The following is a 10,953-nucleotide window of genomic DNA, read 5'->3' on the forward strand; positions in this document are numbered from 1 at the left end:
CCTATCTAAAAAAAGAGATCGCGCCTTCTGATTAAAATCATCAAATACTTGGCGCGTAGCGCAAATAAATTAGTTATTTTCGGCTCGAATTTTTATTATTTGAACTAATTTTGTTGATTTTGAAACTGGGTTTGTTGGTTTATATCAAGCTCGGCGATTTGAATTATTAAATCTGTTGGTATATTCCAACATTTACATTCCCAATTTTGACTTAATCGCTCTGCTTTTCTTACATAAGTAGACGAATTGGCAGTATTTTCAACTAGCCATTGTTTAAATTGGATTGCTTTTTCTTCAGTTTCAAAACCGAAATATGTGACTTTTCTTTGTCCCAAAGGACTGGTGATAGTAGCAACTCTGGGTGAAAGGATATTGAGAGTCCATCCACTAGCACTAAGTTGTACTCTAGTAATGTTGAGCATTGGTTTTATCTCTGTGGTTAGTTACAAAGACCTAAAATACATAAAAAATAAGAGTTTCAAGGATTTTCGTAAGTGTTATAAATAATCTTCTCCCTTGAATTTCTCCAAGGAAGAAGCGCGTCAGCGAGAGTAATTTGATGCTGTATTGCTAAACTAAAACTGAACGATTTTGTGGAACGATTTCCTCATTTGTAACCTTTTGCAGAGAATCTACACAGGTATATAGTGAACGACAAGAACCTGTAGTATTATGGAAATAGGTTGCAAGTTTTCTCAAACTTCCAGTTAATGTTAATGCCAGCAAATACTCCGCAGCAATAACAGCTACCTGTTGATTAACAAATAAGCTTTGGCGGTTTCGTGCTAGAATTTCAGCACACGATAAACTTGTTGAATTTGATTCTTCAGGTAATGGTATTAGCAGTTCTGAATGTTGCCTAGAAGGACTGGGAAGATTAAAACAGAAATTGGGTTTTTGAAGATTATCAAAAGCAGCTTCTAAGGTAAATTGGTTAGTAGAACCAAGTAGCACCTGTCCAGAACTAGAATTAGCATGATTACCGCAATCTAACCACCAAATTTGTGGTAGAGAACCTGGGTAATTTTGGTCTAAGCAACTGCTAATTTCAGCACGCGCAGCAGCATTATCTACACAACCGATAATTACTGTTAACTTGCGCCATCTTGCTGATACAATTTTCTTAGTGAATGGTTTAGCGATCGCTCTAATCTGTACTCCCAATCCTAAACTGTATCTAGCTGCTAAAACTTCCGCTTTGTATAACCCAACCTCCGACTGTTGAAAATTCTGTCGGGGAATGTTTTTAGGTTCAATGATATCTGGGTCTACAACTATACAAGAAGCTGTTTTGTTGCTGTTTGCTTCAATTTCCAGCATCAGTTTAGCAACCGATGGAATCAAAAAACCACCCGTCCCACCAGCACCCACAACTATAAACTCAACGTGATTATGTGCAGGAAGCATGAGTGGGACAGAATGAGCAAAAGATAGGTTTAATTTCATAATGGTGTAATATCTGTGACATCAAATCCGTTTTGTAGCGGTATCATTCCTTGAATTTTTACCTCTGCGTTTTCTGCGTCTTTGTGGTTGTTTACAGCAGTTTTCAACTATTTAAACCACACATTGATTCCTTTGCGCCTTTGTTTCTCTGCGACTCTGCGCGAAACAAAAACTATGATTTACCTGAAAATAGCTGTAATCATGTAGATGCTACCGAATTGGATATTAAACAGCTTGGCAATTCAAATACCCAGTTAGCAGGGATGTGCCAAAAGTGGCTGTATGTACCCAACCGCACACAGATATGGGGATTAGTGAAAATTTCACCCAAAACAGCGAAGATTCTAAATTTTCCAGCTTCTTCCTCGTCGTCAGTAGCAGAAAATTGTGCGCTCATACTGTGGTGACTGTGTACCTCAATCATCGCAGTCTGATATGATAAGCTGGTTGCCTCTACTGGAGTTACACTGGTAGATGTGGCAGTTTGTTCTGGGGTGTGCAGATGCCATTTGCCGTCTGTGAAGCAGAGATAAAAGAGTATTTCCTTGTGTCCTGCATTTTGAGCTAACTGTAAAATTTGCAACACTAAACTAGCGGAAACCAAGGGATATTGCAGGTGAAAGTAGGGTGTGAGATGGGGTAAACCGCGAATACTGCATTGGTTGATAGGAAAGCACGCAGACAGTCCTTGACGTGCAGCACGGACAAACACTCCGTTCCCAGCTACCCAGTATTCCATCATTTTGCCTGTTATTGGTGGTAAGTCGGTGCTGATGGCAAATTGATAATTGATGAGTGCAGGTATAGTCATGAGATAATAAGCTCAATTGCAGTGGTGATGGTTTTGTTACCCCAAGGCACTAAATCCTGTGTGGGGTATCTTTTAGACTTGTTGTTGTGTAGTTGTTGTAAATGCGATAGCACATTTTCAGGATATGATTTAGATTTACCCTGCACCGAATCTTGATTGAAAGCACTATGCCAAAATAATTGCCATACCTGCATGATATTTTCAGGGGAACAATTAGGAACAGAATTTTCACCAAAACAGATAGAACCGTTCTCCATCACATTTGGTAATGGTGCATAAAACAGAGGAGAATTTTGCTCGAATTTCTTAATAGCCCAAATCCAATATTGACGATTACGTCCAGCAAATATTAACCCCGGTATAGGTATTTTTAAAGTCATATTTTCTAACGAGATGCAATAACGTTGTGGTGGATAAAACTGCAATAACCATTCTCCTTTGTGGCATCTTCCCCACCTCACTGTATTTGTTGGTAAATAACCTGAATCAATGGGTTCAGCAGCAAAAGCTTCTCTCAACGCAGCAGGAGCGATAAATTTGTAATTTGTTGTTTCTCCTTCTTTATAAACTAGAAGGTATTGTCCTGGCAGAAATAGCAGATGTGCTAGTGTTTCTGCATGAGTAGTTTGGTTAATAATTGAATGTGAGATATCACCAATGTTGAGTTGAGGTAAAATGTTAGTTAATACCGTGCTTTGTTCCATAGTTTGATTACCTGTTTTCTATGGTCAATAGAAGATTCAATCCATTCTGAAAATTCTGTCATTTTCTGGCAATATGTTTGGCATAATTGCCATTGTTCGGCTAAATATTTCAGCACTTCTTGTTCCCATTCAAAAGAGACATATTCTGCATGGGTGACATCTAACCAAATACATTCTGTGCTGTGGTCAATGATAGATATGACATCATAAAGTAGAGACAAAGGTGATGTTGTTTGTTGACAAAGTGATGAAAGTTTATCCCAATTGATTTTATCCACAGTCACCAATTTATCAGGAATAAATCCAAAGCAAGAATTCCAATCTTCTTGAGGATGTCCATAACCTATAAGTGACAATAGAAATTGTTCTGTAAAGCTAAGTTCTTCTAAACTCATTTCCCACCAATCTGTGTTTTGGGAGTAAACGGGAATTTCTGTGTATCTTTCTGTGCATTCCCGAAAATCTTCGTGGTATTCTATGGGAAATAACCACTCATTTACCAGTTCCAAAAACTCAATTTCTATGTCGCTGTAAACACTCGGATAGGAATGTTGTCTCAAGGGAATTGTCGAAGATGACCATTCACAGGGGAATAGTTCTTTGTAGAGACTGAGGTAATTAATTTGTTCGCTGATTTCTTCTAAATACCAAATTCCCTCTTGTACAGTTTGGGGAATCTGGTATTTTTTCAAAGACTCAGCAGCCAATTGATATTGAGACTGCATTAGAAGCCGGAAATTGGTATTTGTGAAGGTATAGGAGGAGATTTTTTGAGAATATTTAAACTCTTCTCTAATTCAGTTTGCCATTCTCTCCCAGTGGTAATTGCTGTTTCTAGTTCATCTTGTAATAACAGCAGATTTTCGATATTCAGATGACCTTGAATTTCTAACATTTTGATTTGCCAACTTAATAGTAAAGCTGGGTTAAATTGATGTTCGCTAGTAATTAAAGTTTGGAGGATATCACCTAAACCTTTAGTACCTGCTTTCTTGACCATGCGAATTTGGGTAATTCCTTCTTTATCCGTTCGCGTAATTTCTGCATGAGCAATTTCTGGATAGAATGGTGTCAGGGCATTGCGGAGAGTTTCGTCGGTAGCTGCAATTTCATCAGCTATGGGTATTTCTTGACCTTCAATCATCAAAATGTAAGGCATATTAAAACAGTGTTAATTGATTAGAGGGTTTAGTTTTGTGAGTATTGGTTGGTGGTAAATCAGGAGGATTGACAATTTTGTTATTCTCTGATTGGTTGACAGATATTTTCTGTTTTTGAGCTTCTTTTTGTTGGGCTTGTTCTGCTATTTGTGGTAAGAGAGCTTTTAATTTTGTGAGAACTTCAACTATTACTGGATATTTTTCGATTTCATGCAGTGTACTAACTTGTATGACTGGTGGTTCTCCCTTGATTCCAGCCGTGATTAACACTTGTCGTAAATCGTGTTGATTTGCTGGTAAAATTTGGATGCCTAAGATGATAGTGTTGCTGTTAAAATCAAATCTATCTTCTTTTTTAGAGGCTAGGTTAACAACATCAGTTTCTGTGAATGAGGTGGTGACATCAGTATCGTTATCGTCAGCTTCAACATCTGCATCCACAATTTGTTGAGTTTCAATTTTTGACATAATTAGTAGTTAGGAAAGATTAGCTAAACGGTGTAAAATTTGCATATTCATACCCCATTTCCTGAATGATTGCCATTTGTATTCACACTCCCCTGGTGTGTATTTAGCTGATAGCTGACTCCATTCTTCCCAAGCAGAAAGCAGGGTAGGATTGACTGATTTCAAAGCCATTCCCACCTTGATCCATGAATCATATTTATCTGCAAAGCGAGGATGAATAATTTCTAGTAGTAACAGTGCTGTTTCTGTCTCCTCACCTGTAAATTCTGGATTGGTAGGTAAGGAGTTACTATGTTTGCAGTAGTCTCTTTTTGGTGATTTCGCACGTTTGGTCATCTGTTCAATTACCCAAGATGGTGCGATCGCTATTTCGATCTGGTCAGGACGACAACCACTCAGCCAACGATAATAACCTGTTTGTGGATGAATACTGGGGGGAAGTATTGATGGTAGTTTAGTACCTCTAAATTCTAAAACTTCACCGGGGGCGGTGGTGATTTTGCGGGATTTGAGGTGAAGATGATTGTTACCTGGCAATTTCAGTAAGTATTGCGCTCGTCCTGGTCGTCCTGATGTAAATGCAACTGTGGTCGGTAGTGGTTGATGTGCGATAATTGCTGCATGGGCGCTGTATCCATCACAGTCTATGGCGATTAAAAATTCCTGGGAGTTTTGACCGCAAAGGAGACCTATACCTGTGGGGGTTACTGTGTAAAAACCATGATAGCGGTTTCTGACTGGGACTTTTTCAGATTGTTGGAGTTGGTTCAGCAATGTTTGAGGAGACCAGGGGTGTTGTTCCCATTGATACCCTAATGGTCTTTTTCCCTGAGTGGGGATGATAGGCCAGTGTGGGGGGAGTAGTTTTAGGGTATCAATTAGTTTTTGGGTTTGTGGTTTTTTTCAGCATGGGTTTTAATTTTGATTGGGGTTGCAAAGGGAAGAAAAGTTATTAAACCTAAATAATGTGCTTTTGGTGTATGATTTGCTGCTTGTGCAAAGAGTGAAGTAAACAACAGTAGTTAATTTAGTTGTTGATTTCTTTAGCTAAGTCTGCGTTAGCAGACTTACTATAAAATTCAGTAGATACAGTTGCTTTTATAGCCAAAACTTCAAAAATTGGATACGCTTGGTGAAGGGTATCAGATAGTGGCAATGGAAGTAAAAATTAAAACTCTCACTCCAATCTGGACAGGCGGTATTGAGGCCGGAAAGTGCGATCGCATTCACGAAACCGGACTGCTTGGTAGTCTGCGCTGGTGGATGGAGGTTCTGGTGCGCGGGATGGGGGGTGTGGTCTGTGATCCGACTGAGCAAAAATGCTCATACGATTCCAAGAAGCCTAACAATGGACTTTGTAAGGTCTGCGAAGTGTTTGGCGCAACTGGTTGGAAACGTCAGTTTCGTCTGGAGGTACAGGAGATTGAAATCTCTGATGCACAAATTAAGCATACTATTACAGCAGATCGAACTTATACAAATGATCAAGGTAAGCTAAAATGGTATTTTCGAGATTCTAACCCTCCAAATGCCCCTAAAAATGGCACTTTTATTATTAAAATTCAAAGCTTCAATCCAAAATTCAAGCCTGAAATTATTGCTGGACTAATTCAATTTATTGCTGATTGGTCGGCTTTAGGAGCGCGTTCTCAGATGGGGTTTGGTGTAATTAAAATTGAGTGTGCTGGCATTATTGATACTCAGCCTCTATACGATTGGCTCATTCTCACTAACGGAAGTGAATCTGATAGAAAACTACCTTCGTTACAAAACATTTTTCTTGCAAAAATACATTCTAAAGATTCAAATTTTGATGAAAGAAGTACCTTTGATTTGAAATATGATTTACGACAACTTTTCAGATCAGATAAAAATATACGTCATTTTATTATGGGTACAGTTAAAGGTGATGTTATAGCCGCTAAAGTTAAAATATCTCGACCTTATAAAGATGAAAATGGAAATATAGTAATCCGTGTATGGGGTTATATTCCTCAACAAGCAGATATTTACAATACTATCTGGAATCGAGAAACGGTTGTAGAGAAAATTCATGAACACTTGAAGAATAACCACAATCTAACCCTTTGGCGTGAAATAAACTCAGGTAGAGATTCTGAAACTGGAAAAATGATTGATGAAAAAGCCTTTCTGCAAAGCTTATTAAAAATATAGGAGGATGGCAATGCAATATGATTACTATGCTTTTGAAAAAGAGCATTTAATTGATTCTTTGAATAAATTTGAACTAGCCTCAGAAAAATTTAAAAAAGGCAAAAGAGACAATAATAAAAGTGTGTGTGAACAAGCAGGAAACGAAATAAAGCAAGCTGCTACAGATGCTGTTAAAATTGAACCTCACTTATCCTACTTGTGGTATGAGGCTCTTAACTCTGATCTCAAAAATCATGTTCGTGATGCTTGGCAAAAGAATCTCACTACAAAAAAAATACCAGAAGATTTTCGATTCATTCCCAATATTTCAGAACTTGAAAATTTACCAGCACTCAGTTTTATGCTGTGTGTACCTTTCAAACTACAAAAACCCTATTTGAGTAAAGATGATCGCTCCTTCCATTTACTTGATAATCCAGTACGTAAAGACAAGGTATTTCAAACCCCAATGGTTGCTTCAACAAGCTGGAAAGGGGCTTTACATAATGCAATGCTTCAACAATTGGCAGGGTGGTGGTGTGGTTTAGATGAAGGGGTAAGAAAACAACGTCAGCAAAAGAAAGAATTTGTAGCCAAAAGAGTTAGTATCGGGCGACTTTTTGGCACTGAAAATGGATTTCAGATAGATGAAAAAAAATTTGATAGTTATCTCGATAATCTTGGTGGTAGAGATTTGGCGCGTTTGTATCAGCGATACATTAGACGTTATCTATCTTCAACCGGGTTCTTTTCAGGTCGGCTTTATTTTTATCCAACGTTCTTTGATAAGATTGCCTTGGAAGTAATTAATCCGCATGATCGCAAAAAAAGTACAGGCAAAAATCCCATTTTGATTGAGTCAGTTCCAATCAGGGCAACAGGTAAGTTTATGATTTTGTACGTACCTTTTGGTGCAATTGATGAGAGCCAAGTTGCTAAAGATTTAGAAATTGTGGCAGAAGGGGTAAAAGCGATGCTCACGGTTTATGGTTTTGGAGCAAAGACCAGTAGTGGTTTTGGAATTGTGGAGGATCAACTTGACAGTCAGGGAGAGTTAGCAATTCGGGCTGATATACCAGAGCTAAAGCCACCAGAACCAGAAGTAAAACCATCAGAACCCGATCTACCTCGCTATCTGGTTGCACCTGGACAAATAGATCCAGATTTTCTAAATCCTGATGGTACTTTCAAGTCTAAAGAACGATACTTACAAGGAAAGTCTGGGAAAAAAACTGGACAACTTTACGATAAGGCTAAAAAGTGGTGGGATAATGAACGGCCTATAGCTGAAACTGCGATATTAGAAATAATACCTGAACCTAAACTAACGCCAAAACCAGCTATGACTGAAGTTTCTTTTAATAAATTGAGTGAGTTAGGCGATCGCACCAAGGAAATAGCAAAGCATCTACACCAAAGAAAGGAAATCAGCCATGACTCATGATTTACAAGATTTAGCGGATAACCGTGACGCTTTGCTTTTAGGAGAAGTGGCTGCATTTCTACATGATTGGGATAAGTGTATTAAGCAGTGGATCAGCTTGGGGAACAACTTTAATCCAAGTCAAACTACTCCCCGTGTCAAATCTAGTCTCGAAGGATGTTCTCTACAAGATCCACTTAATTTATCTACGGCAGATACTTCGCTTGCAAAAATAATAAAAGAAGGGAAAAATCCTTCTAAAGCTAAACTTTCTTTAGACTGGCGTATTAAATTATTAGGGAAATGTCATGATGTTGCTCATGTAGATAAGCCTGAAGAAGAACAAGGACTTAGAGAGGAAAGCAAGTTCATTGGGTCTATTTTTGGATTTGAGATTACACTAGGAGAAAATTCATCAAAACTTTTGGAAGCAGTTCAAAGTATTGATCAGCGCGATATTTTTATTCATAACATAGAACAAGCATTTAATAATGCAGTTGGAGATACAAGGCGACCTCTTAATGAAGTAAGACTTTCAGAGTGGGGAGCAGCTACAGCAGCTTTTTGGAAAGCAATAGCCGCTCGATATATTTTAGAGAATAAAGTTACTGAAAATAACCTAAAGTGGCGTATTTTATCGGTTAGGTTTGATGGACTCAGTTTTTTAGAGAGATCACTAACTATTGGTGATTTGCACGGAAGAAAAAAATCATTACAACTAGCACTAAATTGTGTCCGTAGACTTTTGGAGGAAACTTACGCATTAGGAAATGAAGTATATCGAGATGAAAATGGTAGTGCTTTTTTAGTGCCAGAATTAGAGAATGATATTGATGGCAACCAATTTTTAAATCTTATTGAAAATCAAATCTTAAATAATGGGTGGAAACGTGAGTTTGAGATAAATGGAGAGCTAAAGCCTCAAGTTTATCTTACAAAATCACATGAAAAAGCTATTGTTCTACATGAAGCATTACAACAGGAATTACCTAACATAACTCCTTTTCAAGATTGTTCAGATATCTGGTGGCAATCAGAAATCTCTAACATCTGTACAGTTTGTGGTGTTCGTTCACAGGGATGGGGAGGAAATGATAAGAAAAAAAAGGAACAAGCAAAATCGAGAAATGTTTGCAGTATTTGCCTAGAAAGACGCAGTAACAGAGCAAAAATATGGCTACAAGACTTAACTAAAGAAGATATAGAAACTAGAGATACTATCTGGATTGATGAAGTTGCTGATAATAATGCTCGTTTAGCCTTAGTTGTTGGTCAATTTGATTTGAATGATTGGCTGAGTGGCGATATGATCAAAACTTTATTGGTTGTGTGTAGTCCAAGTGTTAAAGAACCAGAAAAAAAGCCATCTTTTGCTCGTATCCAGCGCGTTTGGCGTACCACTCAGCAGTTTTGGCAAACAGCACTAGCAGACACAAAACTACCAAAAATAAAAGGTCGTCTTAGCATTGAATTCAATAATATTGACCAGATTAAATTACAGTCTTTAGGTTCTTATGACCTGGTTCTAGGAACGACAAAACTAAGTGTTTTACATAATGGTTGTAAGCTCATTACCACAGATAATCTTTGCTATGCTGCTAAGAAATTAGGTGCTAAATCTGAACAATACTCAAAAATTGAATCAGCTGCTGAATTTATTGCTGAACAGTTACGTTATCAACAATTCTTTATAGAAGAACCAACTGGATATGGAAGCTCTAATAAATTACCAGGTAAGTTAAATATTAATAATGTTTTATTTGAGGAACAAGAATACAGTCCTATAATTCCTATTCTCTCTGAACCTAGTACATTTATGGCTCTTGTTCCAGCAGAAAAATCTCTTGATGTAGTTGAGGTGATAAAAACAAAATATGAACGAGAAATGGGCAAAGTCCGTAACCGCTTACCCTTACATTTAGGTGTTGTCTACTTTGATCGTCGTACTCCCCTCCGGTCTGCTTTAGACGCTGGACGACAAATGTTGAGCTATAAATCTAGTAGTCAACAATTATGGCAAGTGCAATCAAAAACTCAAGGAACACTACCTCCTGAAAAACAGAAATTAGCAAATGGAACGAAGCAATTTGAAGAAACGATCACTATCAGCCTAATAAACTTAGTTGAAAGCGATACAGAGTTAATTCAAGGCGATCGCAAAATCACCTGGCACGTTCCTAACAAAATGGGAGATGGAACAACAGATGATAATTGGTATCCTTACGTTTTTGTAAAAACAAAAGATGATCAAGAAGTAGATGGACGATCGCGCAAAATCAAAAGTCAGCGACCTGGTATAACTGAACCCTGTTGGTTAGTTCACGCTGGGGATTTAAAAGAAGGCGACCAAATTTATTTTACCCCCTCCACCTTTGACTTTGAATACCTCGACAGCACCGCCCGACGGTTCGATATTCACTACGACGAAAAAGACCGCCGTCCCCGCAAAACTCGCCCCTTCTACCTCGAAGACCTAGACCGTATTCAAACACTCTGGAAAATTCTCAAAAACCTCGAAACCTCCCAGCGTCATCAGGTGATTTACAGCATTGAAGCCACCCGTGATATCTGGTACGGGGAAGATATAAAACAAGAATCATGGAAAGATAAAATATTTGAGCAGTTTGTCACTGATACACTAGCTAATACAGCTTGGACTAAAGACTATAAAAAATGGATAGATATTCCTCAAGAAAATCGCCAGCTACTAATTAATGCAGCAGTGCGAGGAGAACTGGCAGACATAACAGACTTGTATATGGAAATTTTAAAAGAACGGTAAAACAC

The 10,953-nt window shown here is 38.0% G+C and carries 11 protein-coding genes; 3 read left to right on the plus strand and 8 right to left on the minus strand.

Translation table 11 applies throughout. The features are described 5' to 3' along the window. Positions 1–104: 104 nt before the first annotated feature. The 8 genes from H6F47_RS00905 to H6F47_RS00940 form a co-directional block, all read right to left on the minus strand. Complete coding sequence (locus H6F47_RS00905) at positions 105–422, minus strand: hypothetical protein (RefSeq protein ID WP_137666666.1); 318 nt, start codon at positions 420–422, stop codon at positions 105–107. A gap of 148 nt (positions 423–570) precedes the next feature. Next, positions 571–1,446 (minus strand): ThiF family adenylyltransferase, encoded by an 876-nt coding sequence (locus H6F47_RS00910; protein WP_199291017.1) that lies wholly within the window; start codon positions 1,444–1,446, stop codon positions 571–573. 199 nt (positions 1,447–1,645) lie between these two features. Further along, positions 1,646–2,257, minus strand: a complete 612-nt coding sequence (locus H6F47_RS00915) for a Mov34/MPN/PAD-1 family protein (RefSeq protein WP_190647344.1) — start codon at positions 2,255–2,257, stop codon at positions 1,646–1,648. Then, complete coding sequence (locus H6F47_RS00920; protein ID WP_190647346.1) at positions 2,254–2,961, minus strand: prokaryotic E2 ligase family D protein; 708 nt, start codon at positions 2,959–2,961, stop codon at positions 2,254–2,256. The genes H6F47_RS00915 and H6F47_RS00920 overlap by 4 nt, the downstream gene beginning before the upstream one ends. Next, complete coding sequence (locus H6F47_RS00925; RefSeq protein ID WP_242027296.1) at positions 2,940–3,653, minus strand: hypothetical protein; 714 nt, start codon at positions 3,651–3,653, stop codon at positions 2,940–2,942. The genes H6F47_RS00920 and H6F47_RS00925 overlap by 22 nt, the downstream gene beginning before the upstream one ends. 32 nt (positions 3,654–3,685) lie before the next feature. After that, the gene (locus H6F47_RS00930; RefSeq protein WP_190647350.1) at positions 3,686–4,120 is read right to left on the minus strand and encodes a hypothetical protein; all 435 of its coding nucleotides are present in this window, start codon (positions 4,118–4,120) and stop codon (positions 3,686–3,688) included. A 1-nt stretch (position 4,121) separates the two neighbouring features. Continuing rightward, positions 4,122–4,589, minus strand: a complete 468-nt coding sequence (locus H6F47_RS00935) for a hypothetical protein (RefSeq protein WP_190647352.1) — start codon at positions 4,587–4,589, stop codon at positions 4,122–4,124. Between the two features lie 9 nt (positions 4,590–4,598). Next, complete coding sequence (locus H6F47_RS00940) at positions 4,599–5,468, minus strand: bifunctional DNA primase/polymerase (RefSeq protein ID WP_190647383.1); 870 nt, start codon at positions 5,466–5,468, stop codon at positions 4,599–4,601. Between the two features lie 276 nt (positions 5,469–5,744). Between H6F47_RS00940 and cmr1 the strand changes: the two genes are divergently transcribed. Genes cmr1 through H6F47_RS00955 form a run of 3 tightly spaced genes read left to right on the plus strand, consistent with a single transcriptional unit; the run spans position 5,745 to position 10,948 of the window. Beyond that, positions 5,745–6,764: a type III-B CRISPR module RAMP protein Cmr1 gene (gene cmr1 / locus H6F47_RS00945; RefSeq protein ID WP_096573029.1), complete on the plus strand. Its 1,020-nt coding sequence runs from the start codon at positions 5,745–5,747 to the stop codon at positions 6,762–6,764. Positions 6,765–6,774: 10 nt separating this feature from the next. Continuing rightward, complete coding sequence (locus tag H6F47_RS00950) at positions 6,775–8,187, plus strand: RAMP superfamily CRISPR-associated protein (protein ID WP_096573105.1); 1,413 nt, start codon at positions 6,775–6,777, stop codon at positions 8,185–8,187. Further along, positions 8,177–10,948: a CRISPR-associated protein Csx11 gene (locus H6F47_RS00955; RefSeq protein WP_096573028.1), complete on the plus strand. Its 2,772-nt coding sequence runs from the start codon at positions 8,177–8,179 to the stop codon at positions 10,946–10,948. Before H6F47_RS00950 ends, H6F47_RS00955 begins: the two co-directional genes overlap by 11 nt. The last annotated feature ends 5 nt before the right edge of the window (positions 10,949–10,953 follow it).

Source organism: Sphaerospermopsis sp. FACHB-1094, from assembly GCF_014696195.1.
Lineage (GTDB): Bacteria > Cyanobacteriota > Cyanobacteriia > Cyanobacteriales > Nostocaceae > Sphaerospermopsis > Sphaerospermopsis kisseleviana.

What these genes read in the sequence shown, in the direction of transcription:
- H6F47_RS00915 (WP_190647344.1), bottom strand. Translation starts at nt 2,257, where the DNA reads ATGACTATACCTGCACTCATCAATTATCAATTTGCCATCAGCACCGAC.
- H6F47_RS00930 (WP_190647350.1), bottom strand. Translation starts at nt 4,120, where the DNA reads ATGCCTTACATTTTGATGATTGAAGGTCAAGAAATACCCATAGCTGAT.
- H6F47_RS00950 (WP_096573105.1), top strand. Translation starts at nt 6,775, where the DNA reads ATGCAATATGATTACTATGCTTTTGAAAAAGAGCATTTAATTGATTCT.
- H6F47_RS00905 (WP_137666666.1), bottom strand. Translation starts at nt 422, where the DNA reads ATGCTCAACATTACTAGAGTACAACTTAGTGCTAGTGGATGGACTCTC.
- H6F47_RS00955 (WP_096573028.1), top strand. Translation starts at nt 8,177, where the DNA reads ATGACTCATGATTTACAAGATTTAGCGGATAACCGTGACGCTTTGCTT.
- H6F47_RS00910 (WP_199291017.1), bottom strand. Translation starts at nt 1,446, where the DNA reads ATGAAATTAAACCTATCTTTTGCTCATTCTGTCCCACTCATGCTTCCT.
- H6F47_RS00920 (WP_190647346.1), bottom strand. Translation starts at nt 2,961, where the DNA reads ATGGAACAAAGCACGGTATTAACTAACATTTTACCTCAACTCAACATT.
- H6F47_RS00935 (WP_190647352.1), bottom strand. Translation starts at nt 4,589, where the DNA reads ATGTCAAAAATTGAAACTCAACAAATTGTGGATGCAGATGTTGAAGCT.
- cmr1 (WP_096573029.1), top strand. Translation starts at nt 5,745, where the DNA reads ATGGAAGTAAAAATTAAAACTCTCACTCCAATCTGGACAGGCGGTATT.